We start from the raw sequence: 26,139 nt of genomic DNA on the forward strand, positions 1-26,139 counted from the left end.
TGTGAAACCCCCGGCGCTCCCGGCAAAGCGAAAGCCCAGATCGTGCAGAACCTTCTCGACGTCATCCTGCCTGTCTTCCTGGTCATCGGCTTTGGCTATTTTGCCGTCTGGCGCGGGCTGTTCCCGATCTCCGGCATTGATGGGGTCATGAAGTTCACCCAGAACTTCGCCATCCCCTGCCTGCTGTTCCAGGCGATTGCGAAACTGGACCTTGGCAGTGATTTCGACCCCGACCTGCTGATCAGCTTCTATGCCGGGGCCGCGATCTGCTTTGCGCTGGGGATCTTTGGCGCGCGGTTGTTGTTGCAACGGCCCTGGGAGGATTGCGTGGCAATCGGGTTTTGCTGCCTGTTCTCCAATTCGGTCCTGCTGGGCCTGCCCATCGCGGAACGCGCCTATGGGCCGGATGCCCTGACCGGCAACTATGCGATCATCGCCCTGCATTCGCCGTTTTGCTACGGTCTGGGCATCACCGTGATGGAGGTTGTGCGCAACCGGGGCCAGTCCACGGTGAAACTGGCAGGCGCTGTCGGGCGGTCGATGTTCAGCAATGCGCTGGTGCTGGCCATCCTGGGCGGTTTTGCCTTCAACCTGACCGGTCAGCCGATCCCCGGCGTTGTCGATGACGCTCTGTCGCTGATCGCCCGCGCCGCCCTGCCCGCCGCACTTTTTGCGCTGGGGGGTGTGCTGATCCAATACAGGCCCGAAGGTGACAAGATTGCCATCGCCATGGTCTGCATGATCGCCCTGCTGGTGCATCCCGCGCTGGTCTGGAGCTTTGGCACGGCCCTGTCGCTGCCGCAGGATGGCTTCCGCTCCGGCGTGCTGACAGCGGCCATGGCACCGGGGTTCAACGCCTATATCTTTGCCAATATGTACGGCAAGGGCCGCCGCGTCGCCGCGTCATCCGTGCTGATTGCAACCGGCGCGTCGCTGCTGACGGTCTGGCTGTGGCTGGAAATACTGGCCTGACACTGCCCCGGCTTCTCAGCCCGCCCATTGCCTGCCGCCATCCATATCGATCACCGTGCCGGACAGGTAATGCACCCTGGGGCTGGCCAGCATGACGGCAAGATCCGCCACCTCCTGCGGGTGGGCAGGCCGGCCAAAGGGATATTGGTCCGGGTTCAGCAACTCCGCCCATCGGTTTTCGTCGCCGAACTGCTGACGCGCCTCGCTGCGAAGCCTGTCTGTCATGCGGTCGGTCCGCGTGGCAGCAGGATTGATGCCAAAGACACGCAGGTTGTCCTGCGGGGTTTCCGCCCCCAGCGCATTGGTAAAGCCGATCAGGGCCGCATTCCCGGCCGCACCGATGATATAGGAGGGCCGCACAGCCCGTCCGCCCATCCCGATGACATTGATGATCGTGCCGGATTTCCTTTCGCGCATCCGGGGGGCATAGAGCATGCAAAGGTGGATATACCCCCAGACCTTCAGCTCGAACCCTGTGCGCCAGTCTTCCATGCTGTGCGCGGACAGCGGGCCGGACTTGATGGCACCGGCGTTGTTCACCAGAATGTCGATGTCCGGCGCCTGGTCAAACAGGGCCGCGCGCTCCTCCTCCTTCGACAGATCCGCCGTGATGTGGCCAATGATCCCGCCGCTGTGTTCTCTCAGCTCCTCGGCGGCGCTGCGCAACGCATCCTCCCGGCGAGAGACAAGTGTGATCCGCGCGCCCTCCTGCGCAAATGAACGCCCAATCGCCAGCCCGATGCCTTTCGACGCGCCGGTCACGAGAACATGCTTATCCTGCAGGTCGAGATCCATCAGCCAACCTCCGATACAAGGCCCCGGTCCGGCGCGGTTTTGCTGCGCTGACCACCGGCCAGTTTGTGGCAGGGACAGGGTAAGGACAATGCGCCCGTTCGAACAGGATAAGATTAGGCTCGAACAACCGGCTGCATGGTTTGACTTTGGGAAGTTGGTGCGGTCGGAGAGACTCGAACTCTCACGGGTGTTACCCCACAGCGACCTCAACGCTGCGCGTCTACCATTCCGCCACGACCGCACGCCATGGATGGTGAAGGCGGTTTAGACAAAGCCGTGCGGCTTGTGAAGAGGAAAAGAAAACAAAAAAAGGCCCCCCGCAGCGCATCCGCTGCGGGGTGCCGTCACGCCCGGCTGTGCCGGGGTTATTCGCTGATCGAGAATGTGGGCAATGCGCTGCCGGAAGCCGGTTGCGGTGTCGGCAGGGCAGAGCCCTGAACCCCGCCCGAACGGCTTGCCGCGGCGCGGATCAGTTCCGTCCGCTCGGGCTGGCCGGGGACAAAGACCGCCGCGGCACCGGAATCGGCAGCGGCAAGGCCTGCCTGATACCAGCTTTGCGCCATGTCCACACGTTTGGCAGGGCCGAAGCCCTGGCTCAGGTGGTGGCCCATCAGCTCGCCATAGACCCCTTCACCCAATGTAAAGAGCAGCAGGGCAGAGCCCACCGCCACATCCATGTTGTCGGTGCGATAGCCGACGCCGAGACAGATCTTGGCCGTGCCCTGAAGCTGTGCAGGCGACATGCCTGTGGTCAGCACAAATGCCGAAACGTCCTGCACCACCGCCTCGCGCGGTTTCAGCGACAGGGCCGCGACCTTGTCCTTCATCGCGGGGCCGAAACCGGCGCATTGCTGGGCGATCTGATCGGGGGTGAACCCCTGGATCTGGCTGACCAGCTCCTCCGATTCGGCAATGGCATAGGTCCGCGCCAGGCAGAATTGCTCGTTCAGCGCCACATTCGGGTCTGTCATGCTGGCCAGCGTGGTAAAGCCGCCGTTGGTGTTGGTGATCAGCGACACGGTGTTGCAATGCGAGGCAAGCGAGGCCTGGGTTCCAGCCCCGAGGAAGTTCGGCAGGCCACCGGTGCCGGAATCAGGTGCCGGTGCAACCGCGGCGGCAAGAGAGCTCATCCCGGAGAGCGGTGCCGCCGGTGCCGTGGCCGCCATCGTGGCGCCGGCCTGCGGCACCTGCTGCGGTGCAACGACGATGGTTGTCGTGGGCGCAGCCCCGTTGCCCGCCGGTGACTGGCCCGCCATTTCCGCGCGATAGGTCTTGAGCAGACCACGGGTGCCATCCGGCGTCGCCGCGACCTGCTGCTGAACCGCATAGCCCCCGGCCTGCGCGCGGTTGTAGCTGGAGATCAGCAGGTTCTGCTCAAAGGCGGAAAGCTGTCCGGTAACGGGATATCCGAGGTAGGCCTGGTACTGTGACACCGCATTGCGGGTCTTTCGCCCCAGCTGGCCATCCACGGTCCCCGCATCAAAGCCGAAATAGTTCAGCGAGGCCTGGATGTTCTTGCCTTCCTGGGTGGAGGGCAGCGATGAGCGGGTGGATTTCTTGCGATAGGTGCGCCGCTTGGTTGTCGTGCGCCGCTGCTTGTTCGCATTGGCCCCCACGATGCCGCCGATGATGGCGCCTGCAATGAAATCGCCTGCATCCGCTTCAACCCGCTCTGCCGGAACAACCGCCACCGAAAGGGCCAGAACGGCCCCTGTCATCAATTTGTAAATCATATGTCCGCTCCGAAAATGAATCGTTTTATGGGTATTGCGAAAAGGCTAACACAACATAATCCGGCCCGGGAACCTTTTTGGCCCGATTTGCCGCTGCGAATATTGAAAATTTGCGCAGGGACACCGAAGTACAAAGCTGAATGCCAGCCGAAAGGATACGCCAATGACCGATACCGCCCCTCCCCCGCAGGACAAAGTCGTGCAGGTCGATATCGTGTCTGATGTCATGTGCCCCTGGTGCATTGTCGGCTACAAACAGCTTGAGCAGGCCCTCGCGATGACCGGGGCCGGCGCCTTTATCCGCTGGCATCCGTTTGAGCTGAACCCCGCCATGCCCGCCGAAGGGCAGAACCTGACCGAGCATATCGCCGAAAAATACGGTGCCAGTGCCGCCCAGTCTGCCGAAAACCGCAGGCGGCTGGTGGATCTGGGCAATGACCTGGGGTTCGCCTTCAATTTCGACGCGGACAGCCGCATCGTGAATACCTTTGCCGCGCATCAGCTGCTGGACTGGGCGCAGGAAGCACACCTGCAGCACCCGCTGAAACTTGCGCTTTTCGATGCGCATTTCACGCTGGGGCGCGATGTGTCGGATCATGAGGTCTTGGCAGAGGTTGCGGGTTCGGTCGGTCTTGACCGCGATGCGGCCCGCGCGGTGCTGGAGAGCGGCAGCCACGCCGCAGAAACCCGCAAGCGCCAGGAATTCTGGACATCGCGCGGGATATCGGGCGTGCCTTCGATGGTATTCGACGAACGCTATCTGCTGACCGGCGCGCAGGGTGCCGAAACCTATGCGCGGATGCTGACCAAGGTGCTGAGCGAAAAGCACGCGGCCTGACCGGCCCCGGCCGGTCCGGAAACGCGGTGCTGCCTCAGATGCCGTTCACGGGCACCTTGAGCATCAGGTTGCCATCCTTGTCCCGGGGCAGTTCGCCGGCACGCATGTTCACCTGAAGCGACGGGATGATCAGCTTTGGCACCGCCAGCTGCGCGTCCCGTTCGGTTCTGAACTTGATGAATTCCTCGCGGGTCTTGCCCCCGCCGACATGGATGTTGTCCGCCTTTTGCGCGGCAACCGTGGTTTCCCACTGGATCGCGCGGCCATTGGGGCCGTAATCGTGGCACATGAACAGGCGCATCTCGTCGGGTAGGGACAGCACCTTCTGGATGCTGTCATAAAGCTGGCCCGCATCGCCACCGGGGAAATCCGCCCGCGCCGATCCGCCATCGGGCATGAACAGCGTATCCCCTGCAAAGGCCACATCGCCCATCACATGCACCATGCAGGCCGGCGTATGGCCCGGCGTATAGATGGCAAAGCAGGTCATCTCGCCCACCTTGTAGGTGTCACCGTCCTTGAACAGCGCATCGAACTGCGAGCCGTCACGCTGGAATTCGGTGCCCTCATTGAAGATCTTGCCGAAGGTTTCCTGCACCACCATGATCTTTTCACCGACACCGATCCTGCCCCCCAGTCTTTGCTGGATATAGGGCGCCGCGCTGAGGTGATCGGCGTGGACATGGGTTTCGATGATCCAGTCCAGTTTCAGGCCCTTGCTCTCGATCTCGGCGATCAGGGCATCGGCGTGGTCATAGGTGATGCGGCCTGCGGCATAGTCGATGTCCATCACGCTGTCGATGATGGCGCAATGCACGCTTGCCGGATCGCGCACGATATAGCTGATGGTGTTTGTCGCCTCGTCAAAATGCGCCGAGACCTCGGGTTTGACGGACATGTCCACGGGATAGGTCATTGGATTTCCTCCATTACGCTGTGACATCGGACCTGCGCGACAGGGCCACCTGCATGAGCTTTGCAATCACGATACCGCCAATCAGCGCGGCAACAAAGATCACAACTTCGGTCTGCCCTGTTCCCAATGCGGGCAGTGCGCCGCCGGGGCAGAAACCGGCAATGCCCCAGCCGATCCCGAAGGTTGCGGAGCCCGCGATCAGCGGCAGATCGAAGTCGCGGCTTGCGGGCAGGTGAAAGCGGTTGTCAAGCAGCGGCCCGGGGCGTTTCAGCACCACGCGGTAGCCGATGAAGGTGACAAGCAGCGCGCCGCCCATGACAAAGGCAAGGCTGGGGTCCCAGCTGCCCGCGACGTCGAAAAAGTTCAGGACCTTGGCCGGGTTGGCCATGCCGGAGATCGAGATGCCGACCCCGAAAATCAGGCCGATCAGATAGCAGATGACAATGCGCATGGCTCAGCCCCCCATCACATGGCGCAGCAGATAGACCGTGATGCCGGTGGCCAGCATGAAGGTCAGCGTCGCCAGGATGGAGCGGGGTGACAGCCGCGCCATGCCACAGACCCCATGGCCCGAGGTGCATCCCGCCCCAAAGGTCACGCCCACCCCGACAATCAGCCCGCCGATGACCAGCATCATGCGGGAGACCGGAACCTGGACCTGCGGAAATTCACCCGTGACCAGCATCACGAGAGCGGGACCGCTGACCATCCCCGCCACGACCGCCGCCCGCCAGGACCAATCGGCAAAGCCCGCAGGCGTCAACAGACCGGCCAGAACGCCGGTTGCCCCCATGATCCGGCCCATCAGCCCCATCAGCAATACGGCAGCCAGACCGATCAGCGCGCCCCCCGCAAGGGATTGAATAGGTGTGAAAGCGGTTTCCATCACCGCCCCCTCCGCGCCGGACCAATGCCAGCAGGATCAAGATGGCCTTTGTTCAACGACATGCGCGGGGTCCTTTCCCAAAGCCCGGTGCCGTCTGGGAAAGATCGACGCGCAGGCAGGATAAACATTCAAAAGTCATTATATGTTTTTCCATGCCGGGATTCAACCATTCTGAGGCGGGCAGCCCCGGCAACGTGTGATCTTGTCGCGCCTGCCGATCGCGCCTAAACATCCGCCATGGTGGAATGGATTGTCACGGACGGGTTGACCGACTACCGCGCCGCGGAGGCGTGGATGGAAGCGCGCGTGGCCGCGATCAGCGCCGGTGAGGCCGAGGAATGCATCTGGCTGGTCGAACATCCGCCACTTTACACCGCAGGCACCTCTGCCCGGGCGGAGGATCTGACCGATCCGGGTCGCTTTCCCGTTCATGATTCCAAACGGGGCGGGCAATACACCTACCACGGACCGGGCCAGCGCGTCGCCTATGTGATGCTGGACGTTGCCGCGCGCGGCCGCGACGTGCGCTGCTTTGTCCGCCAGCTTGAGGATTGGGTGATCACCACGCTGGAGCAGTTCAATGTCACCGGCGAAATCCGCGCAGGCCGCGTTGGCGTCTGGGTGCAGCGCCCGGAAAAGACACCACAGCCCGACGGCACCCCGGCAGAGGACAAGATCGCCGCCATCGGCATCCGCCTGCGGAAATGGATCAGCTTTCACGGCATCAGCATCAATGTGGAACCGGATCTGGAGCATTTTTCCGGTATCGTCCCCTGCGGGATCAGCGACCACGGGGTCACCTCGCTGGTGGACCTAGGGCTGCCGGTCAGCATGGCCGATGTCGACGTGGCCCTGCATGCGGCCTTCGATCAGGTGTTCGGGCCCCTGCCCGCCGTGACCGCCTGAGCGAAAGCCCGGAACCCTTTGACCTTCCCCGCCGGCTTCGAAAAAACCGCGCCGCAGCCGCAAAATAACCCCGCCCTGCGACACCTCGCCCATTGCCCCCTGCGCCAAGCCGCTTTAGAACGGCTCTCAATCCGCACCGCATGACAGCCGACAGGCGTGGTGTGACCCATGAGTTCAAGTTTCAGGAGGCACCGCATGGCAGACGCAGCCATTCAAGGCCATGACCACCACGACGAGCGCGGTTTCTTCACCCGCTGGTTCATGTCCACCAACCACAAAGACATCGGTATTCTGTACCTCGTCGTCTCCGCGCTTGCGGGTTTCGTGTCGGTGGGCTTCACCGTCTACATGCGCCTTGAGCTGATGAACCCCGGGGTTCAGTACATGTGCATGGAAGGCGCACGGATGTTCGCCGATTCTGCGGCCACCTGTACGCCAAACGGGCATTTGTGGAACGTGCTGATCACCGGCCACGGCATCCTGATGATGTTCTTTGTGGTGATTCCGGCGCTGTTCGGCGGTTTTGGCAACTATTTCATGCCCTTGCAGATCGGCGCGCCTGACATGGCGTTCCCGAGGCTGAACAACCTTTCCTTCTGGCTCTACGTTGCCGGTACAACCCTTGCGGTCTGCTCCGTGCTGGCACCGGGTGGCAACGGCCAGGCCGGTTCCGGCGTTGGCTGGGTGCTGTATCCGCCGCTTTCGGTGAAAGAAGGCGGCATGTCGATGGACCTTGCGATCTTCGCGGTTCACGTCTCCGGCGCCTCCTCGATCCTGGGCGCGATCAACATGATCACCACCTTCCTGAACATGCGCGCCCCCGGCATGACCCTGTTCAAGGTGCCGCTGTTCTCCTGGTCGATCTTTGTCACCGCCTGGCTGATCCTGCTGGCGCTGCCGGTGCTGGCCGGTGCCATCACCATGCTGCTGATGGACCGCAACTTCGGCTTTGCCTTCTTTGACCCGGCTGGCGGCGGCGACCCGATCCTGTACCAGCACATCCTGTGGTTCTTTGGCCACCCGGAAGTCTACATCATCATCCTGCCCGGCTTCGGCATCATCAGCCACGTCATCGCGACCTTCTCGCGCAAGCCGGTCTTCGGTTACCTGCCGATGGTCTGGGCGATCATCGCGATCGGCGCATTGGGCTTTGTCGTCTGGGCGCACCACATGTACACCGTCGGCATGTCGCTGAACCAGCAGGCCTATTTCATGCTGGCCACGATGGTCATCGCGGTGCCGACAGGGGTGAAGGTGTTCAGCTGGATCGCCACGATGTGGGGCGGCTCCATCGAGTTCAAGACACCGATGCTCTGGGCCTTCGGCTTCCTGTTCCTGTTCACCGTCGGCGGTGTGACCGGCATCGTACTGTCCCAGGCCGCCGTGGACCGCTACTACCACGACACCTATTACGTGGTCGCGCACTTCCACTATGTGATGAGCCTTGGTGCCGTGTTCGCGATCTTTGCGGGGATCTACTTCTACTTCCCCAAGATGACGGGCCGCATGTACCCCGAATGGGCCGGCAAGCTGCACTTCTGGGCGATGTTCATCGGGGCCAACCTGACGTTCTTCCCACAGCACTTCCTGGGCCGTCAGGGCATGCCGCGCCGCTACATCGACTATCCCGAGGCCTTTGCCTACTGGAACCACTGGTCCTCGATGGGCGCATTCCTGAGCTTTGCCTCCTTCCTCTTCTTCTTCGGGATCATCGCCTATTCGCTGACCCGCGGTGCGAAGGTGACGGCGAACAACCCCTGGAACGAATTCGCCGATACGCTGGAATGGACCCTGCCCAGCCCGCCGCCCGAACATACGTTCGAGCAGCTTCCGAAGCAGGAAGACTGGGACATCAAGCACGGCCACTAGAGCGCCCGACCTTAATCCCGAGACATGAATACCCTGCCGCGCCTGCGGCGCTCTCGGGACATTCATGTCGCTGGATGCTTCAGGTTAGAGGTCGGACGCGTTAAGGCATCTCAAATCGTCAAAAGGCCCCGACAAGCGTCGGGGCCTTTTGCATTTGGCGTGATTGACAGCAGCGCCACGCGCGTGGAACCTGACCGGACAACATTTGAGGTTCCCTTATGAAAAAGATACTTCTCGCAGCGACCTGCATCCTTGCCGCAGGCCCCGCCCTTGCATTCGACATCGGCTTTGACTGGTCAGGCCTGAAATCCTGCACCAACGGAAAGCCCAACACTGTCGCCAACCCCGCATTTCAGGTCAGTGGCGTTCCCGCAGGCACGAAATTCATCCGCTTCAAGCTGACCGACCGCGACGTGCCCAATTACAACCACGGCGGCGGGGTGGTGGCCTACAACGGGCAGAAGGTCATCGCGCCCGGTGCCTTCAAGTACAAGAGCCCCTGCCCGCCCAGCGGCCGCCATACCTATGAATGGACCGCGACCGCCCAGACCAAAAAGAACGGCGGCGCGCTGGCCACCGCCCGAGCGGCACGCAAATATCCGTGAGCGTCGCTGTCACCGCGCTTTATACCGCATGTGTGGCGCTGTTGTTCCTGATCCTGAGCGCGCGGGTCATCCTGTACCGGCGCGCCAACAGGATCTCGCTGGGGGATGTCGGCGACAAGGCCCTGATCAAGCGCATGCGCGCCCAGGCCAATTGCGGCGAATATGCCCCCATCGGTCTGATGCTGCTGCTGGTCAGCGAATTGAGCGGCGCACCCGCCCTCGCGCTTCACCTGATGGGCATGACCCTGCTGGCGGGGCGGTTCCTGCATGCGGTGGGCTTTTCCGCCACCCCGCAAAAGATGATCCTGCGGCAGGTCGGCATGGCGATGACACTGGCCATGATCCTGTTCAGCGCTCTGGGCCTGATCGGACATGCGCTGTTCTGAACGGCGCGGGGGAAGTTTGAAAAAATTTCACCTCAAACCGCCTTTTCCCTCTTGCGGCGCGCGGCTGGGATGGGTATCTCCCCCTCACCCAAGGAAGCGGGCGTAGCTCAGGGGTAGAGCATAACCTTGCCAAGGTTAGGGTCGGGCGTTCGAATCGCCTCGCCCGCTCCAATGGGTCCTTTTGAAACAGACCGCCATTTGGCGGTCTTTTTCGTTTCTGGCCCGGCGCCCTGCCGCACAGGGCAGATTTCAACCCCTGATTATCCCGACCCGCAGAACCCCGGGGCGCGGCCCTGCCGGCCCCTTCACCTCTGCCACTGCGCTGTTGCAGCACCTGACCGGCAATCCGGGTTCAACAACCGGCCAAAAGTTGTGCAAAGCGCCGAACTTGCGGGCAACAATTATGCAGATCGCCCTGCTGCCGCCCGAAATCGACTGCAAATTCTAGTGAATCGCCAAGCGCATCCCGCCTAGTAACGCTGCCCAATCCGGGCAAAAGCGCCGCGCGGGGGCCATCTTGGCAGATACTTCCCCCACGCGACTACAACAACAGTTGCGGGGTCTGACTACACGGGTCGGCCACCGGTTGGGAAGGACCGTTCGCGGTATTCCGATCGTCCGCAGCGACAACCGGGATGTTTGATAAATGAAACTTAAAACCTCTGCTCTTGTGACGGGCGCCTTGCTGGGCTCCGCCGTCATGGCTGCCGCCGAATGCGCCGACCCCGTGAAGGTCGGCGTGCTGCACTCCCTTTCCGGGACAATGGCGATTTCCGAAACCACCTTGAAAGACACCATGCTGCTGCTGATCGAGGAACAGAACGCCAAGGGCGGTGTTCTGGGATGCCAGATCGAGGCGGTTGTGGTCGATCCGGCCTCCGACTGGCCGCTCTTTGCCGAAAAGGCGCGCGAACTGCTGACGGTGCATGATGTGGACGTGATCTTTGGCAACTGGACCAGCGTCAGCCGCAAATCGGTGCTGCCGGTGATCGAGGAACTGAACGGCCTGCTGTTCTACCCGGTGCAATACGAAGGCGAGGAAAGCTCCAGGAACGTCTTCTACACCGGTGCCGCGCCGAACCAGCAGGCGATCCCCGCAACCGATTATTTCCTTGAGGAACTGGGCGTCGAGAAATTCGCGCTCTTGGGCACCGACTACGTCTACCCGCGCACCACGAACAACATCCTTGAAAGCTATCTGAAGTCCAAGGGGATCGCGCAGGAAGACATCTTTGTGAACTACACGCCCTTTGGCCATTCCGACTGGGCCACCATCGTGGCCGATGTGGTGGCACTGGGCGCGGACGGCAAGCAGGTCGGCGTGATTTCCACCATCAACGGTGACGCCAACATCGGGTTCTACAAGGAACTGGCAGCGGCGGGCATCTCTGCCGATGACATCCCCGTGGTGGCTTTCTCGGTGGGTGAGGAAGAACTGTCCGGCCTCGATACCTCCAACCTTGTCGGGCATCTGGCGGCCTGGAACTACTTCCAATCGGCAGAATCCGAGGCCAACGACGCCTGGGTTGCCGCCTGGAAAGCCAAGATGGGCGACGACCGCGTGACCAATGACCCGATGGAGGCGCATTACATCGGCTTCAACATGTGGGTAAACGCGGTTGAAGCGGCAGGCACCACCGATGTGGATGCGGTGCGCAGCGCGATGTACGGGCAGGAATTTCCGAACCTGACCGGGGGCACGGCGGTGATGCTGCCGAACCATCACCTGGCCAAGCCGGTGCTGATCGGTGAAATCACCGCCGATGGCCAGTTCGATATCGTCAGCCAGACCGACGAAGTACCGGGCGACGCCTGGACAGACTTCCTGCCGGAATCGGCTGTCCTGACATCGGATTGGAAGGACCTTGGCTGCGGCATGTACAACACCGAAACCAAGTCCTGCGTGCAGCTGACATCCAACTACTGAACCGGGTGCGGCGCGGGGATAGTCCCCGCGCCGACTGTCCTGAAGAATGATTGGCTTTCCCTGATGCTTCGTCTGTTTCTCCTGGCCCTGGCGCTTTGCCTGTCCCTTCCCGCTGGCGCACAGGCACAAAGCCTGCAACCCATCCTGCAAACCCATGCCGATGAAGTTCTCAAGCCCGGTCGGCGCAGTGTCGATGTGGTGCTGGTGGATCTGGTGGCCAGCGGCCTGCCGCAGGTGGTTCCCTTTCTGGAGGCCTGGCGCGACCGCGAGATCGTGCAGCGCGATGAAGACGGGCAGTTCTTTCGCCGCAAGGGCGGTGAACTTATCGATCTGGATACCGCTGTCGTTGCAGGCCCCGCCGCCGGGACAAAGCTGACCGAAGCCCGCCCCAACGGCGGTGTGCGCCGTGCGATCAGCGAGGCACTGGTGCAATTCCAATTGTCCGACCCCGATATCGGCAAGCGCCGCGCGGCTGTCGACGCGATTGCCCGCAGCATGGACGCCAGTCAGCTTGGCCCGCTGACCGCCGCCATCGAGACGGAGACCGACCCCGAACTGAAACGCGTGAAATCGCGGCTGGCCGGGATGCTGGGCGCGCTCTTTGCCAGCACCCCTGACGGGCGCGTGGCCGCCATCAACGCGCTGTCGGGGGATCTGTCCGTCGACGTGCGTGCCGTGCTCAACACCATCCTTTCCACGCAGGATGACGTGGCAAAGGAGCTGCCGGAAGGCGCCAATATCGCGCGCATCCTCAAACCCGGCACCGATCTGACCCCGCAGCAAGCCTATGCGCGGCTCTCGGCCGCCGGGCTTGCCCCTGCCCTTGTGACCCAGAGCGACATCCGCGCCGCCCTGATCGCCCATATTGACGGTGGCATGGTGGGCGGAATGCCCGTTGCAGCGCTGGACAATGACGCCGGTCGCGCCGCCGCCTATGACGCGCTGGCTGCCGATGGCGTGGTGCCGCCCCGTGTGAGCGCCGAGGCCGAGGCGGAGGCGATTGAAAGCCACGTCTTCTTCCAACGCTATGCCGAAGCCGACCCCGCCGTTACCGATGCCGCCCGTTCCGTGCTGAACGGCATCGAAACGCGGGTGTCTTTCAGTCAGGCCGCCGATCTGGGCCTTGATGCGCTTTCGCTGGCCTCGATCTACTTTCTGGCCGCCATCGGGCTGGCCATCACCTTTGGCGTCATGGGCGTGATCAACATGGCGCATGGGGAATTCATCATGATGGGGGCCTATACCGGCTTTGTCGTGCAGCAGTTTGTCCCCGACTACACCGTCTCGATCATCATTGCGCTGCCGCTGGCCTTTGCGCTGACATTCGGGGCCGGGGTGGCGATGGAGCGGCTGGTGATCCGCCATCTTTATCACCGTCCGCTGGAGACTCTGCTGGCCACCTTCGGCATTTCCATCGCGCTGCAACAGCTGGCCAAGAACATCTTTGGCACCCAGGCACGGCCCCTGACCTCGCCCGGCTGGCTGGACGGGGCGCTGGTGATCAATGACGTGATTGCCATCAGCTATATCCGCATCGCGATCTTTGTCCTGGCGCTCATGTTTCTGGCGCTGATCCTGCTGGTGCTGAACCGGACACGCCTGGGGCTTGAGGTGCGCGCGGTGACCCAGAACCCCGGCATGGCGGCCTCCATGGGGATCAACCCGGACCGGATCAACATGCTGACCTTTGGCCTGGGATCGGGCATCGCGGGAATCGCGGGCGTGGCCATCGGGCTTTACGCAAAAGTCACCTCCGAGATGGGGGCCGATTACATCGTTCAAAGCTTCATGACCGTGGTCGTGGGCGGTGTCGGCAATGTCTGGGGCACGCTTGCCGGGGCGTCGATGATCGGCTTCCTGCAAAAGGGCATCGAATGGCTGAACCCCTCCAACACCCTGGCGGCGCAGACCTACATGATCCTTTTCATCATTCTTTTCATCCAGTTCCGTCCCAAGGGCATTGTCGCCCTCAAGGGCCGGGCGGCAGCAGATTGAGGCTTCACATGATGCATGATCGCGGTATCCTGAGGGCTCAGTTCCATTCAACCACGGATATTTCAGATGAAGGTCATTTACGCATTGCTCGGGATCGTTCTGCTGGCCACGTCGGCGCAGGCGGATGGCTATGGGTTCAGAACACCCTCGGGCAATATCTATTGCAACGGCTCGCTGGAGGGCGGCGACATCAGCTGCACCATCGCGGAACGGTCATCGGGGCCGGTTCTGCCCCGGCCCGGCTGGTGCAATGGCTACTGGGGGCACACCTTCACGCTGAACCGCTATGGTCCGGTGCAGATGGAATGCAGCCAGACCGCGCCGCGCAAATCAAGCTACACCGATGTGGCGCCCTATGGCGAGACAGGGCATTTCGCAGAGATCACCTGCCAGTCGGAGCGCAGCGGGCTGACCTGCCGCAATGCAGAGGGACATGGCTTCATGCTGTCGCGACGGGTGCAGCAGATCTTCTGACGTCCCGCGCAGGGAGGGTCGCGCCATGAGACGCAGTTTCATCGCGCAGAACCCTTCCATCCTGTGGTTCCTCTGCGCGCTCGCGCTGTTCACGCTGGGGGTCACCATCCTGTCCGAAGGTTTCGGCATCGGTGTGATCTCCACCTCTTTCGTCAAGACATTGGGCAAGACGCTGTGCCTGTGCCTGATCGCCATCGCGATGGATGTGGTCTGGGGCTATTGCGGCATTCTCAGCCTGGGGCATTTCGCCTTCTTCGGGATCGGCGGCTATGCCATCGGCATGTGGCTGATGTATGCGCGCACCGAGGGCATCGTGCTGGGCAGCCTTGCCGGTCAGCCCCTGCCCCCCACCCCGGCAGAGATTTCGGACGCCATCGGCAACCAGATCTTCGGCGTGGTGGGCAGTTCGGAATTTCCGCTGATCTGGGCCTTTGCCGACAATCTGTTCCTGCAATTGCTGATGGTCGTGCTGGTTCCCGGCCTGCTGGCGCTGGTCTTCGGCTGGTTGGCCTTCCGCAGCCGGGTGACCGGTGTCTACCTGTCGATCCTGACCCAGGCGATGACCCTGGCGCTGTCGCTGTACCTGTTCCAGAACGACAGCGGGTTGCGCGGCAACAACGGGCTCTCGGGCCTGCAGAACATCCCCGGATTCGAGCAGACCTCGCAGGCCGCCCTGTCGCTGGTGTTCTTCCTCGTCTCGGCCCTGGCGCTTGGCGCGGGCTATCTGTTCTTTGCCTGGGTGGTGTCGGGCAAGATGGGCAGCGTGGTGAAGGGCATTCGCGACAATGAGGCGCGGGTGCGCTTCCTGGGCTACCACGTGGAAAGCTACAAGCTGTTCATCTTTACCATAACCGCCATCGTGTCGGGCATCGCCGGGGCGCTCTATTACCCGCAGGCGGGCATCATCAACCCCGGGGAAATCGCGCCCATCGCCTCGATCTATCTCGCGGTCTGGGTCGCCATCGGCGGACGGGGGCGGCTTTACGGGGCGGTCATCGGTGCCGCTTTCGTGTCGCTGCTGTCGTCCTGGTTCACCGGCGGCGGGGCGCCGGACATCAACCTGTGGGTCTACACGATCCAATGGACGAACTGGTGGCTGGTACTGCTGGGCCTGAGCTTTGTCGCCGTCACGCTGTTCTTTCCCAAGGGCATTGGCGGGCTGTTCGATTATCTGGTGAGGAAACCGTCATGAGCATGCTGCTGGAGGTCAATGGCGTCACCGTCACCTTTGACGGGTTCCGGGCGATCAACAACCTGTCGATCAACTTTGCCGAGGGCGAATTGCGCGCCATCATCGGGCCGAATGGCGCGGGCAAGACCACTTTCATGGACATCGTCACCGGCAAGACAAAGCCGGACAAGGGCGAGGTGATCTGGGGCGAGCGCAACATTTCCCTGCTGGGCATGTCGGAAAGCGAAATTGCCAAGGAGGGCATCGGACGCAAGTTCCAGAAACCCACCGTGTTCGAGGATCAGACGGTGCGGCAGAACCTTGCCATGGCGCTGAAGAACCCGCGCGGGCCCTTTGCGGTGCTGACGCACAAGAAGACCGCAGCCAACGGCGCGCGGATCGAAAAGATCGCCGAAGAAATCGGTCTGAGCGACAGTCTGACCCGCGTCGCGGGCGAGCTGAGCCATGGTCAGAAACAATGGCTGGAGATCGGCATGCTGCTGGCGCAGGAACCCCGCCTGATGCTGGTGGATGAACCCGCCGCAGGCATGACGGCGGAGGAACGCGAAAAGACAACGGACATCCTGCGGGAGGCGGCAAAGACCCGCGCGGTGGTGGTGGTGGAACATGACATGGAATTCGTGCGCCGCCTGGACTGCAAGGTCACGGTGCTGCACGAGGGCGCGGTGCTGGCCGAGGGGCGTCTTGAACATGTCACCGCCGATCCGACCGTGATCGATGTCTATCTGGGGCGCGGTCATGCTTGATATTGCGAATCTCGACCTGAAATACGGGCAAAGCCAGATCCTCTTCGACGTCTCCATGACCGCGACCGTGGGGCAGATCACCGCCGTGATGGGCAACAACGGCGTGGGCAAGACCAGCCTGCTGAAAGCAATCGCGGGGCGACATCCGGCACAGGCGGAGCGGGCCGAGGTCGGCGGTGCCCCCCTGCCCCTGTCATCAGCCGTCAGGGCAGCGCGGGCCGGCATCGCCTATGTCCCGCAGGGCCGCGAGGTCTTTCCGATGATGAGCGTTCTGGAGAACCTGCAATCCGGCTTTGCCTGCCTGCCGAAACCCGACCATGTGATTCCGGATCATATCTTTGAATTGTTCCCGGTCCTGCGCGACATGCAATCGCGGCGCGGCGGCGACCTGTCGGGCGGTCAGCAACAGCAGCTGGCCATCGCCCGTGCCCTGATCACCCGCCCCAAGGTGCTGCTGCTGGATGAGCCGACGGAAGGCATTCAGCCCAATATCATCCAGCAGATCGGCGATGCGCTGGAACTGCTGCGCGGACAGGGGCAGATGGCCATCGTGCTGGTCGAACAGAACGCCGATTTCGCCTATCGGCTTGGCGACGCCTTTGTCGTGATGGAGGGCGGAAGGGTCAAGCGAAGCCGCGCCAAATTGGACTACCCCAAGGCAGAACTGATGAGCGATTTGGCGCTCTAATCCCGCAATACGGGAGATTTCTTGCGTTTTACACAATCTTTAATTGCATTGCCGTCATAATTTCGCCCGCTTTTCCCGCTTAGGTGTAGCCAGCGCAGCCAATGATCGTTGCGTTGGTAGAGGCCTTCGTGTGGAAAGATAAAAAGGTGATATATGCGACTTCTAGCCGTTGATGATGATCCGGTCGTACTTGAGCTCCTGACTGTCGTGTTCGGTCAGGATGATATGCCCGATATCACCTGCGCCCAGTCCGCCGATCAGGCGCTGACCATGCTGGAAGAAAACGACACCCGATTCGATTGCCTGATCCTTGATATCGAAATGCCGGGCATGAACGGAATTTCGCTGTGCCGCAAAATCCGCACCATGCCGGATTACCGCGAAACACCGATCCTCATGCTGACCTCGGTCAGGGACCGCATCAAGATCGAAAGTGCCTTTGCCGCCGGGGCCAACGACTATGTGACCAAGCCCTTTGACGTCAAAGAGATCACCACCCGGATCCGGGTGGCAAAACGGATGTCGGAAACCACCGAAAGCGCGCCCCGTCTCGACCCGCTGATGCCGGTGGCAGATGCCACGAAGGGCGAACATGCCTTTGGCATCGGCTGTCCCGTCCGTCTGATGCATCAGGAACAGCTGATCCTGCCCTTCTCGCTGGGCAATTACCTGTCGCAGCTCTCGCGTCAGGCGCTGGACGAATGCTGTGTCTTTGCGATCCGGATCGAAGAGATCGAGACGCTGTACAACAATTGCACAAGCCAGGAATTTGCCATTGCCCTGGGCGAAGTCGTCGACGCCATTGTCGAGGTAGTCGATCATCCCAACCTGCTGCTGGCCTATGAAGGCAAGGGCATCATTCTGGCCATCAGCCAGGGGGCCGAACCGCCCGATTGGCCGGTGATCGAGGATCAGGCCCATGCGCTGCTGAATTCGGGTGCCGCGGTCTATGCCGATGGCACGCCGATGAACCTCAGAGTGTCGATCGGCAATCCGATCCCGCCCTATACCAACCGTAATCAACGGGTGAAAAAGACATTCGACCGCGCCATCGACCGCGCCATGATGCGCAGCCGCAGCAAAGCGGCCCAAAGGTCGAAGATGAGCGGGAAATCACCGGCGGGCGTGTTCTAGGTCGTGTTGATCTTGAATCGCCGATACCCTGCCGCGCTGCGCGCTCTCGGGACATCGGCGATACGGCCTGTATCAGGTCAAGGCGGGACGCTGTAGGTCAGCATCTCAGGCGCGCCCGGGCATGGCCTTGGCGCGCGGCGCTCAGTTGATTGGAAACTGGCTCAGGCAGCGGGCGGCGCTGCGGCGGTAGTCTTCCAGCGTTTCACTCACCGACCGCCGGTCGCGCACCACCGCCATCGCCGCTTTTTTCTGCGCCCAGGTCCCGGTGACATGGTGCTCGAGAATCAGGACCGTCACACCCAGCATCACCTCTTTTTCCTCCGCACTGATCAGCTCGGCCCCCGCAAGCGCCACGGCCGTCAGCGCCAGGGTATTGGAACAGCGCAGCGCCGCGGCCTCGCTGCCTTCATAGACCTTTTCGGCCGCAGTGACCGGCCCGGCGACGCTGGAGAAAACAAGTGCCAGGGTTCCGAAAAATGCCTGACGCGCCATCAAAAGACCTTGAAGGTCATGGTGGTCATAGACCTTTCGATCCCCTCAATGGTCAACAGATGGTCATTGATGAACACGCCCACATCCTCCCCCTTGGGGATATAGAGCTTCATCAGCAGGTCGTATTCGCCCGAGGTCGAATAGAGTTCGGAATGGATCTCGCGCAGGGCAATTTCCTCGGCCACGCGGTAGGTTGTACCGGGGCGGCATCTGATCTGGATAAAAACACAGGTGGTCATCGGACTCTCGAAAATTGCGCTCCCCTCAGGCTGACACAAGGCCCGGTCGCCTGCAATCCCTCATCCGGTCTTGGCGTCGGGGCCAGCACTGCTATAAGGCTGCTGACGCCAGCCAGAGGGGCCCGATATGCGCCAGACCAGCCTGACCCGCACCACCGCCGAAACCGATGTCAGCGTCGAGATCAATCTTGACGGCACCGGCAGCTATGACAACCAGACCGGCGTGGGTTTCTTTGATCACATGCTGGATCAACTGGCGCGCCACTCGCTGATCGACATGAAGGTCCGCGCCACCGGCGATCTGCACATCGACGATCACCACACGGTCGAGGATGTGGGCATCACGCTGGGCCAGGCGCTGGCCAAGGCGCTGGGGGACAAGCGCGGCATCCGGCGCTACGGGTCCTGCCTGCTGCCGATGGATGACGCCCTGCTGCGCTGCGCCCTTGACCTGTCGGCCCGGCCCTTCCTGGTGTGGAATGTCGATCTGCCGACCGACAAGATCGGGACCTTCGATACGGAGCTTGTGCGCGAATTCTTCCAGGCTTTCAGCACCCAGGGCGGCATCACCCTGCATGTGGACATGCTGCATGGGCTGAACAGCCACCATATCGTCGAGGCGGCGTTCAAATCCGTCGCCCGTGCCCTGCGCGAGGCCGTTGAGGTCGATCCGCGCAAATCGGGCGATATCCCCTCCACCAAGGGTGCGCTTTGACCCCGATGCAGGGGATAACGGCGGCGGTGGTCGCCAATGGCAACCGGTGGATGTGCCACAGAACGGCAGGTTTTCAGCCACCGGCCTGCAAGGCGCATCCTGCCGGAACCTTGCATGTGCCGCCTTGCCCGCCTGCGCGCCCGGATGCTGCCATGAGGCCAGACACTCCCTTGATGCCAGAGGCTATCCCAGACACTCCCATGAAGACATGTCATATATGACATGTCTTCATTTGCGGCCCACAGGCCCGCCCCGTCCCCGGCCATCCGCAGCCGCCCACAGGAAATCCCTTCACTCCCGCCATTCACAAGGGGACAGATGCCCATGCTGACCGCCATCATCGACTATGAAAGCGGCAACCTGCATTCCGCCCACAAGGCCTTTGAACGCATGGCCCGCGAAGTGGACGCAGGCGAGGTCACCGTCACCTCCGACGCCGACGTGGTGGCACGCGCCGACCGGATCGTCCTGCCGGGCGACGGTGCCTTTCCCGCCTGTATGGCGGCACTGAAGGGCGCAGGTGGTGTGTTCGATGCCATGGTCGAAGCAGTCGAGGTCAAGGGCCGCCCGTTTCTGGGCATCTGTGTCGGCATGCAGCTGATGGCCACGATGGGCCGCGAATACCGCGACACGCCGGGCCTGGACTGGATCGGCGGCGAGGTCACCCGCATCGCGCCCACCGACCGCAGCCTGAAGGTGCCTCATATGGGCTGGAACGATCTGGTGATCGACCATCCGCACGCCGTCTTTGACGGCATCAAGACAGGCGACCACGCCTATTTCGTGCATTCCTACCACATGGCGGTGAACAACCCGGCCCAGCGGCTGGCCCATGTCGATTATGCAGGCGACGTCACCGCCATCATCGGGCGCGACACCATGCTGGGCATGCAGTTCCACCCCGAGAAATCGCAGGCCACCGGATTGCGGCTGATCTCGAACTTCCTGAAATGGGCGCCATAGGCGCTCAGCCAGGGTTATCTGATCCGCGTCCAGACGAGGTTCTTGCAGGTTGCCGCAGTGCAGGCCTGCAGATGCAATGCGCCCCCCACCGCCCTGACCCGGGTCTGCCCATAGCGTTCACCATCGCGCGCGCTATATTCGCCCAGAAAGCTGCCATCGGGCTGTGCACGCAGGTTCCAAAGCACCTTCGCGCCCACCGCATCGGACCTTGCGTCATACCCTCGCCGGTTCTTGGCCCGCTCGACCAGCGCGCAGAGGTCGCGCCCGCATCTGCGCGTGCGCACATGCAATACGACCCCCAGCCCGTCCGGTTCGGTCTGCCAAAGGCCGCGCGGGATTTCGGCCGCATCCCTTCCCTGCGCGACGGCATGTGATGACAGACAGAGGATCAGCGCAATCGCGCCCCCGCGCAGCGCCCGCATGAACTGCACCTCAACTTTCCCGCAATGACACCGGCATACCCGGTTCAGCCCCCCGAAAACTCACATCCCCGGCGCAATGGCCGGAAAGCGGATCAGTTGATCCGCTTCCAGGTCTGTTTCGAACAGATCAGACCGCCCGCCACGCATCCCGACAGTTTCAGCGCATTGCCCGAGACATTCATCTTGCCGATGTAGATCTTGCCATTCGACGGCCGCCAGACCTTGCCCGCGTAGTTCCCGCCGCCTTCCGGCACCATGTCGATCACCAGCGTCTTGCCAAGGTTGGGCGACTTGTATTCGCCACTGTCGTTGAAGGTCCGCGCAATGGTGCCGCAAATCGCGCCGCCACAGGGGGCCATCTTCACATGGGCATAGGCCCCGTCATCGACCTGGGTCTGCCAGGTGCCAACCGCCGGGTCTGCCGCCTGGGCCGCCCCGGCCAGACCAAAGGCCAGTGCCGCCGCTGTCATCAGTTTTTTCATGCAATATCCTCCCCTTTTGCGGCATAGTCTGGATCAGCGCCCGGTTTCTGGCAAGCCTGACCTGAGGTCGCGTTGCAAATCCCGCCCATGCATGCAAAACCGCGCGTGCAAATCAGCACAGGACCCGCCGATGATCCTCTATCCCGCCATTGACCTCAAGGACGGACAGGCCGTGCGCCTGGTCCACGGTGACATGGAAAGCTCCACCGTGTTCAACGACGATCCCGCCGCCCAGGCCCGCAGCTTTGTCGAGGCCGGCTGCCAATGGCTGCATCTGGTGGATCTCAACGGTGCCTTTGCCGGCACCCCGGTCAATGCCGCCCCGGTGGAGGCGATCCTGAAAGCCTGCAAGGTCCCCGCCCAGCTGGGCGGCGGCATCCGCGACATGGCCACGATTGACTCCTGGCTCGACAAGGGGCTTGCCCGCGTCATCCTGGGCACAGTCGCCGTGGAAAACCCCGATCTGGTCCGCGAAGCCGCCCGCGCCTTTCCCGGCAAGGTCGCCGTCGGCATCGACGCGCGCGAGGGCCGCGTCGCGACCAAGGGCTGGGCCAATGAAACCGATGTGCTGGTCACCGACCTCGCGAAATCCTTCGAGGACGCGGGCGTCGCCGCGATCATCTACACCGACATCATGCGCGACGGCGCCATGGGCGGCCCCAATATCGAGGCCACCGCCGCCCTGGCCCGCGCGGTCCGCATTCCCGTCATCGCCTCCGGCGGCGTGTCCTCGCTTGATGATCTGATCGCCCTGCGCGACACCGGCGTGATCGAAGGCGCCATTTCGGGCCGCGCCCTTTATGACGGGGCAATCGACCTTGCCACCGCGCTCTCAACCCTGTCCCGGTGATTTCATTGTTCCTGAAATACACAATCCACCCCCGCCCCACGCCCGGACCAGAGACATGTTGAAAACCCGCATCATCCCCTGCCTCGACGTGGCCGATGGCCGGGTGGTCAAAGGTGTGAACTTCGTCGGCCTGCGCGATGCGGGCGATCCCGTCGATGCCGCCATCGCCTATGACGCCGCAGGTGCCGACGAACTTTGCTTTCTCGACATCCACGCCACCCATGAGAATCGCGGCACGATGTTCGACCTGGTGCGCCGCACCGCCGAACATTGCTACATCCCCCTGACCGTCGGCGGCGGCGTGCGGAGCGCGGCGGATGTGCGCGCCCTCCTGCTGGCCGGGGCCGACAAGGTCAGCTTCAATTCCGCCGCCGTTGCCAACCCGGATGTCGTCGCCGAAGCCGCCGATCATTTCGGCAGCCAATGCATCGTGGTCGCCATCGACGCCAAGACGGTCTCCCCCGGCAAATGGGAGATTTTCACCCATGGCGGTCGCAAATCCACCGGGATCGACGCCGTCGCTTTCGCCCGTACCGTTGCCGAAAAAGGCGCGGGCGAGATCCTGCTCACCTCCATGGACCGCGATGGCACCAAATCCGGCTTCAACCTGCCGCTGACCCGCGCCATCTCTGACGCGGTAAACGTGCCGGTGATCGCTTCGGGTGGTGTCGGCACGCTCGACCATCTGGTCGAAGGCGTGACCGAGGGCGGCGCCTCCGCCGTGCTGGCCGCCTCGATCTTCCATTTCGGCGAATTCACCATTCACGAGGCCAAACAGCACATGGCCGCCGCCGGCATCCCGATGAGGCTGACATGACCCAAGCGACTCCCGCAAACGGCACGCTCGACGCCCTCTATGCCACCATCCTCAGCCGCAAGGGTGCGGCCCCTGACAGCAGCTGGACCGCGCAATTGCTGGCAAAAGGCCCCGAGAAATGCGCCGAAAAATTCGGCGAGGAAGCCATCGAGGCCATCATCGAAGCGGTGAAAGACGACAAGACGGCGCTCACGTCGGAGGCCGCCGATGTGCTCTACCACCTGCTGGTCATGCTCGCCGCCCGTGATGTCCCCCTCTCCGACGTGATGGATGAACTTTCCCGCCGCCAGTCGCAATCGGGCCTCGCGGAAAAAGCCTCCCGCTGATCCGCTGCTGCACAGCGTCTGACGAGATACCTGACACAGCAGACATCACGTGACGCTTCCGCCCGGAATGCCCGGGGGAGTTTGAGGGGGCAAAGCCCCCTCATCAGCAAGAATGGATCGTGCCGCGCGCAGCGCGTCCTGCAGATCACAGCTTGCTGGAAATCATCCCCGTGGCAAAGCCGCCCATGCGCAGCTCGCCATGCATCCGCTGATATTCGATCTTGGGACAACGATTCTGGATCACCGTCACACCCCGCGCCTCTGCCAGGGCTGCGGCTTCGGCGTGTTCGACACCGATCTGCATCCAGATGGTCTGCAACTCCGGAAAACGGGCCAGCGCCTCCTCGACGATCCCGGGCACCGCTTCGGACCGGCGAAAGATATCGACCATGTCGACCCCGCCCTCGATCTGCGACAGCGATCCAAGCACCTCGCGGCCAAAGACCTCTGCGCCTTCATGCAGCGGGTTGACCGGGATCACGCGATAGCCGCGCAGCCCCAGGTAACGCGCCACGTAATAGCTTGGCCGCACCGGGTTCAGCGACACGCCCACCACCGCGATTCGCCGGGTGCGGGTCAATATGTCTTTCAGCAAGGCATCAGAATAGGTCATCGGCAAACTCTATCCTGCATTGATCCCGTAAAAAAGGCGCCCGCCTGAATATTTCAGGGGGCGCATAAGGTACGGAACGAGGGACAGTAAAATGACGCACGGGCGTTCCGGGCCCGCCGTCTTGTCTCAAAGATAGGTAGGATCCGAGACAGAAAAAGGGGTTGCGCAATTTTGTGAAGATCAGGTGAACAGCGGGCAGGATTTCGCCGATCTGCCGCCGCTCAATCAAAGATGTCCTCGACCACGTCAAAGGCCTCCTCGGCCATGCGGCGCCAGAGCGATTTGCGCGGCTTGCGCTTTTTTGACCTGCGGTGCGGCTTTGCCTCGGACCCGGGCGCGGCGGGAGAGCGGCGCAGAGCGGGCTGATGGCTGATTCCCGTCTTGCGCGGGGTCTCCCTGACCGGCAGGGCCTTGAGATCGTGCAGCGGTGCGGCGCATTGCGCGCAGGACAGCTCATGCCGTCCCCGGTCCAGTGTCAGCGCCGCGCGTGTCCCGCAGTAACAGCAGGTCGCGATCTTGGTCGGATAGGTCAAATCTCTGCCCCGTCAGCCGTTCTCTCTGACAGCATATAGGGCAATCGCCGCAGCATTTGAGACATTGAGCGAGCCGAATTGCCCGGCTGCGTCAATCCGTACCAGGGCATCCACGGTCTCGCGGGTCTTTTCACGCAGGCCGGGGCCCTCGGCCCCCAGCACCAGCGCCACGGGCCGGTCGCGACGGCCCTCCACGGCGGCCTCGATGGTGGTCGCGGCCTCCCCGTCCAGCCCCAGCACCAGATAGCCCATGCCCTGCAGCGCCCGGATCGCATCGGCCAGGTTGCGGACCCGCAGATAGGGCTGACGCTCCAGCGCCCCTGACGCCGTTTTGGCAAGCGCCCCGGTCTCGGGCGCGGAATGGTGCCGTGTGCCGATCACCGCCGAGGCCCCCAGCACTTCGGCAGAGCGCAGAATCGCCCCCACGTTATGCGGGTCCGTCACCCGGTCCAGCAACAGCACGCGCGGCGCCGTGGTCTGCCCGATGCAGACATCCTCCAGCCGGCCCCAGTTCAGCGGCCTGACCTCAAGCACCGCGCCCTGATGCACCGATGACGGGTCAAGCGGCGGGCGGAACTTGCGCGGGTCCACAACCTCCGGCGTGATACCGGCCTGGGCAACCGCATCTTCCAGCTTGGCCAGCGCATTGGGGGTGACCATCAGCGCCAGCTTTTCCCGTTCCGGATTGACCAGGGCATCACGCACCGCATGCAGACCGAACAGCCAGACCGTCGCCTGCGCCTCGGCTTTCTTGTCCTGCTCTTTCTGCACCACCCATTTCGGCTTTTTCATCGCATCATCCCTTGTGCCCCGACCGGCCGCTCCGGCGTCAATTTCGCCTTGACGCCTCTCAGGGTCGCTTGTAATCACGCCCCCACGCCGGGCGCAATGCATCAGGCGAAAGTGGGCGACAGGCCGCAAGGTGTGGCAGGGGACTGTAACTCCCTCGCGGAGACGCACGCCTGGTTCGATTCCAGGGTCGCCCACCACTTTCCTCCCTTCCGTTAAGGTAAGCGCCCCCATTCCCCCGGACGCGTGCCCGAGCCGAACGATCCCCCGGATCGTTCCTGCGCCCCCCCATGTGGCAGGGGCCACCTGCGGTTCCCTCGCGGAGACGCACTGCCCGGGTTCGATTCCAGGGTCGCCCACCACTTTCCTCCGCGCCGTTAAGGTCAGCGCCCCCATTCCCCCGGAGGCGCGCCCGAGCCGGGGATGCAGAACGCCTTGCGGGCCGTCGCGCAGATCGCAGCGAGCGGCAGGAAAGAGCCCTTTCCGCTTCCCCCGCGCGGAATCAAGGCCGCAGGCCGCCGCGCATCATGCCGGAGGCATCTCTCCGACATGACGGGCCGTCCCCTGGCACGGCGATTTGGCTGCTGTTATGCCTGACAGACGGGTAGAATGTGCTTGGCTGCCCTAAAGTGCCAGTCACAGAGGTCGGATCGCCGCACCACGGCCCGTCGATGCGCGGCTTGACGTTTCGCAGCAAACGGCAATTTTGTCCGCTTGTCTGAACCTTCACGCGCGTTGCAGCGAAGGTCCGGAAAGAGCCCGGAGTTACATGAGGCGTCAGCCGGGCCAGCGCCTGCCCGGGGTGGGCGATGCCGAGCTATGTTCATGCCACTTTA

Annotated in this window: 30 protein-coding genes and 3 tRNA genes; 20 read left to right on the plus strand and 13 right to left on the minus strand. The window is 62.7% G+C overall.

Annotated elements, in window-relative coordinates; translation table 11 throughout:
* The first annotated feature begins 39 nt into the window (after positions 1-39).
* On the plus strand, positions 40-972 hold the full coding sequence (locus tag O4H53_RS21585; RefSeq protein ID WP_269367139.1) for an AEC family transporter: 933 nt from the start codon (positions 40-42) through the stop codon (positions 970-972).
* A 15-nt stretch (positions 973-987) separates the two neighbouring features.
* Here O4H53_RS21585 and O4H53_RS21590 read toward each other — a convergent pair whose 3' ends face one another.
* From O4H53_RS21590 to O4H53_RS21600, 3 genes are all read right to left on the minus strand, one after another.
* Positions 988-1,767: a short-chain dehydrogenase/reductase gene (locus tag O4H53_RS21590; RefSeq protein WP_269367080.1), complete on the minus strand. Its 780-nt coding sequence runs from the start codon at positions 1,765-1,767 to the stop codon at positions 988-990.
* Positions 1,768-1,922: 155 nt separating this feature from the next.
* Positions 1,923-2,008: transfer RNA gene (locus tag O4H53_RS21595), tRNA-Leu, on the minus strand.
* Between the two features lie 124 nt (positions 2,009-2,132).
* Positions 2,133-3,500 carry a peptidoglycan-binding domain-containing protein gene (locus O4H53_RS21600; protein ID WP_269367082.1) on the minus strand — a complete coding sequence of 456 codons (1,368 nt, stop codon included), beginning with the start codon at positions 3,498-3,500 and terminating at the stop codon, positions 2,133-2,135.
* A 163-nt stretch (positions 3,501-3,663) separates the two neighbouring features.
* Between O4H53_RS21600 and O4H53_RS21605 the strand changes: the two genes are divergently transcribed.
* Positions 3,664-4,338: a DsbA family oxidoreductase gene (locus O4H53_RS21605; RefSeq protein WP_269367084.1), complete on the plus strand. Its 675-nt coding sequence runs from the start codon at positions 3,664-3,666 to the stop codon at positions 4,336-4,338.
* 34 nt (positions 4,339-4,372) lie between these two features.
* Here O4H53_RS21605 and O4H53_RS21610 read toward each other — a convergent pair whose 3' ends face one another.
* From O4H53_RS21610 to O4H53_RS21620, 3 genes are read right to left on the minus strand one after another with little or no spacing between them, the layout of a single operon-like run.
* Positions 4,373-5,254 carry an MBL fold metallo-hydrolase gene (locus O4H53_RS21610; protein WP_269367086.1) on the minus strand — a complete coding sequence of 294 codons (882 nt, stop codon included), beginning with the start codon at positions 5,252-5,254 and terminating at the stop codon, positions 4,373-4,375.
* Positions 5,255-5,267: 13 nt separating this feature from the next.
* Positions 5,268-5,705 carry a YeeE/YedE family protein gene (locus O4H53_RS21615; RefSeq protein ID WP_269367088.1) on the minus strand — a complete coding sequence of 146 codons (438 nt, stop codon included), beginning with the start codon at positions 5,703-5,705 and terminating at the stop codon, positions 5,268-5,270.
* A gap of 3 nt (positions 5,706-5,708) precedes the next feature.
* Positions 5,709-6,140 carry a YeeE/YedE family protein gene (locus tag O4H53_RS21620; RefSeq protein WP_269367090.1) on the minus strand — a complete coding sequence of 144 codons (432 nt, stop codon included), beginning with the start codon at positions 6,138-6,140 and terminating at the stop codon, positions 5,709-5,711.
* A gap of 237 nt (positions 6,141-6,377) precedes the next feature.
* On the opposite strand from O4H53_RS21620, the gene lipB reads away from it, so the two are divergent.
* The 12 genes from lipB (at position 6,378) to O4H53_RS21680 (ending at position 18,062) form a co-directional block, all read left to right on the plus strand.
* Positions 6,378-7,046 (plus strand): lipoyl(octanoyl) transferase LipB, encoded by a 669-nt coding sequence (gene lipB / locus O4H53_RS21625; protein ID WP_269367092.1) that lies wholly within the window; start codon positions 6,378-6,380, stop codon positions 7,044-7,046.
* A gap of 195 nt (positions 7,047-7,241) precedes the next feature.
* Positions 7,242-8,915 (plus strand): cytochrome c oxidase subunit I, encoded by a 1,674-nt coding sequence (gene ctaD / locus O4H53_RS21630; protein WP_269367094.1) that lies wholly within the window; start codon positions 7,242-7,244, stop codon positions 8,913-8,915.
* 218 nt (positions 8,916-9,133) lie between these two features.
* A complete protein-coding gene (locus O4H53_RS21635) occupies positions 9,134-9,520 on the plus strand; it encodes a YbhB/YbcL family Raf kinase inhibitor-like protein (RefSeq protein WP_269367095.1) in 387 nt (128 codons plus the stop codon).
* Positions 9,517-9,906 (plus strand): MAPEG family protein, encoded by a 390-nt coding sequence (locus O4H53_RS21640; protein ID WP_269367098.1) that lies wholly within the window; start codon positions 9,517-9,519, stop codon positions 9,904-9,906. The genes O4H53_RS21635 and O4H53_RS21640 overlap by 4 nt, the downstream gene beginning before the upstream one ends.
* A 96-nt stretch (positions 9,907-10,002) precedes the next feature.
* Positions 10,003-10,077: transfer RNA gene (locus tag O4H53_RS21645), tRNA-Gly, on the plus strand.
* A 475-nt stretch (positions 10,078-10,552) separates the two neighbouring features.
* The gene (gene urtA / locus O4H53_RS21650; RefSeq protein WP_269367100.1) at positions 10,553-11,833 is read left to right on the plus strand and encodes an urea ABC transporter substrate-binding protein; all 1,281 of its coding nucleotides are present in this window, start codon (positions 10,553-10,555) and stop codon (positions 11,831-11,833) included.
* Between the two features lie 63 nt (positions 11,834-11,896).
* Entirely contained in the window at positions 11,897-13,828 is a 1,932-nt protein-coding gene (gene urtB / locus O4H53_RS21655) for an urea ABC transporter permease subunit UrtB (RefSeq protein WP_269367102.1), read from the plus strand.
* A gap of 66 nt (positions 13,829-13,894) precedes the next feature.
* Positions 13,895-14,302 (plus strand): DUF6636 domain-containing protein, encoded by a 408-nt coding sequence (locus tag O4H53_RS21660; RefSeq protein ID WP_269367104.1) that lies wholly within the window; start codon positions 13,895-13,897, stop codon positions 14,300-14,302.
* A 25-nt stretch (positions 14,303-14,327) separates the two neighbouring features.
* The gene (urtC, locus tag O4H53_RS21665; protein ID WP_269367107.1) at positions 14,328-15,494 is read left to right on the plus strand and encodes an urea ABC transporter permease subunit UrtC; all 1,167 of its coding nucleotides are present in this window, start codon (positions 14,328-14,330) and stop codon (positions 15,492-15,494) included.
* Positions 15,491-16,240, plus strand: coding sequence for an urea ABC transporter ATP-binding protein UrtD (gene urtD, locus O4H53_RS21670; RefSeq protein WP_269367109.1), 750 nt, complete (start codon positions 15,491-15,493; stop codon positions 16,238-16,240). The genes urtC and urtD overlap by 4 nt, the downstream gene beginning before the upstream one ends.
* Positions 16,233-16,928 (plus strand): urea ABC transporter ATP-binding subunit UrtE, encoded by a 696-nt coding sequence (gene urtE / locus O4H53_RS21675; RefSeq protein ID WP_269367111.1) that lies wholly within the window; start codon positions 16,233-16,235, stop codon positions 16,926-16,928. Before urtD ends, urtE begins: the two co-directional genes overlap by 8 nt.
* Positions 16,929-17,081: 153 nt before the next feature.
* Positions 17,082-18,062 carry a response regulator gene (locus O4H53_RS21680; protein WP_269367113.1) on the plus strand — a complete coding sequence of 327 codons (981 nt, stop codon included), beginning with the start codon at positions 17,082-17,084 and terminating at the stop codon, positions 18,060-18,062.
* A gap of 141 nt (positions 18,063-18,203) precedes the next feature.
* Here the strand turns inward: O4H53_RS21680 and O4H53_RS21685 are convergent, their stop codons facing one another.
* The gene (locus tag O4H53_RS21685) at positions 18,204-18,554 is read right to left on the minus strand and encodes a hypothetical protein (protein WP_269367115.1); all 351 of its coding nucleotides are present in this window, start codon (positions 18,552-18,554) and stop codon (positions 18,204-18,206) included.
* Positions 18,554-18,793, minus strand: a complete 240-nt coding sequence (locus O4H53_RS21690; RefSeq protein ID WP_067289136.1) for an Lrp/AsnC family transcriptional regulator — start codon at positions 18,791-18,793, stop codon at positions 18,554-18,556. The genes O4H53_RS21685 and O4H53_RS21690 overlap by 1 nt, the downstream gene beginning before the upstream one ends.
* 127 nt (positions 18,794-18,920) lie before the next feature.
* On the opposite strand from O4H53_RS21690, the gene hisB reads away from it, so the two are divergent.
* The gene (gene hisB / locus O4H53_RS21695) at positions 18,921-19,508 is read left to right on the plus strand and encodes an imidazoleglycerol-phosphate dehydratase HisB (protein WP_269367118.1); all 588 of its coding nucleotides are present in this window, start codon (positions 18,921-18,923) and stop codon (positions 19,506-19,508) included.
* Between the two features lie 324 nt (positions 19,509-19,832).
* Positions 19,833-20,471, plus strand: a complete 639-nt coding sequence (gene hisH, locus O4H53_RS21700) for an imidazole glycerol phosphate synthase subunit HisH (protein WP_269367141.1) — start codon at positions 19,833-19,835, stop codon at positions 20,469-20,471.
* 14 nt (positions 20,472-20,485) lie between these two features.
* Here hisH and O4H53_RS21705 read toward each other — a convergent pair whose 3' ends face one another.
* Positions 20,486-20,893: a DUF2147 domain-containing protein gene (locus O4H53_RS21705; RefSeq protein ID WP_269367121.1), complete on the minus strand. Its 408-nt coding sequence runs from the start codon at positions 20,891-20,893 to the stop codon at positions 20,486-20,488.
* Positions 20,894-20,985: 92 nt separating this feature from the next.
* The gene (locus O4H53_RS21710; RefSeq protein ID WP_269367123.1) at positions 20,986-21,375 is read right to left on the minus strand and encodes a DUF2147 domain-containing protein; all 390 of its coding nucleotides are present in this window, start codon (positions 21,373-21,375) and stop codon (positions 20,986-20,988) included.
* Positions 21,376-21,505: 130 nt separating this feature from the next.
* On the opposite strand from O4H53_RS21710, the gene hisA reads away from it, so the two are divergent.
* Genes hisA through O4H53_RS21725 form a run of 3 tightly spaced genes read left to right on the plus strand, consistent with a single transcriptional unit; the run spans position 21,506 to position 23,368 of the window.
* A complete protein-coding gene (hisA, locus tag O4H53_RS21715; protein WP_269367125.1) occupies positions 21,506-22,225 on the plus strand; it encodes a 1-(5-phosphoribosyl)-5-[(5-phosphoribosylamino)methylideneamino]imidazole-4-carboxamide isomerase in 720 nt (239 codons plus the stop codon).
* Positions 22,226-22,280: 55 nt separating this feature from the next.
* Positions 22,281-23,042: an imidazole glycerol phosphate synthase subunit HisF gene (gene hisF / locus O4H53_RS21720; RefSeq protein WP_269367127.1), complete on the plus strand. Its 762-nt coding sequence runs from the start codon at positions 22,281-22,283 to the stop codon at positions 23,040-23,042.
* On the plus strand, positions 23,039-23,368 hold the full coding sequence (locus O4H53_RS21725; protein ID WP_269367129.1) for a phosphoribosyl-ATP diphosphatase: 330 nt from the start codon (positions 23,039-23,041) through the stop codon (positions 23,366-23,368). The genes hisF and O4H53_RS21725 overlap by 4 nt, the downstream gene beginning before the upstream one ends.
* Positions 23,369-23,513: 145 nt before the next feature.
* Here the strand turns inward: O4H53_RS21725 and O4H53_RS21730 are convergent, their stop codons facing one another.
* From O4H53_RS21730 to rlmB, 3 genes are all read right to left on the minus strand, one after another.
* A complete protein-coding gene (locus tag O4H53_RS21730; protein ID WP_269367131.1) occupies positions 23,514-23,981 on the minus strand; it encodes a CoA-binding protein in 468 nt (155 codons plus the stop codon).
* A 221-nt stretch (positions 23,982-24,202) separates the two neighbouring features.
* Entirely contained in the window at positions 24,203-24,514 is a 312-nt protein-coding gene (locus O4H53_RS21735; RefSeq protein ID WP_269367133.1) for a hypothetical protein, read from the minus strand.
* A gap of 12 nt (positions 24,515-24,526) precedes the next feature.
* Positions 24,527-25,306, minus strand: a complete 780-nt coding sequence (gene rlmB, locus O4H53_RS21740) for a 23S rRNA (guanosine(2251)-2'-O)-methyltransferase RlmB (RefSeq protein WP_269367135.1) — start codon at positions 25,304-25,306, stop codon at positions 24,527-24,529.
* 113 nt (positions 25,307-25,419) lie between these two features.
* On the opposite strand from rlmB, the gene O4H53_RS21745 reads away from it, so the two are divergent.
* Positions 25,420-25,503, plus strand: a tRNA-Tyr gene (locus O4H53_RS21745).
* The last annotated feature ends 636 nt before the right edge of the window (positions 25,504-26,139 follow it).

It is taken from the genome of Sulfitobacter sp. G21635-S1 (assembly GCF_027213915.1).
Taxonomy (GTDB): Bacteria; Pseudomonadota; Alphaproteobacteria; order Rhodobacterales; family Rhodobacteraceae; genus Sulfitobacter.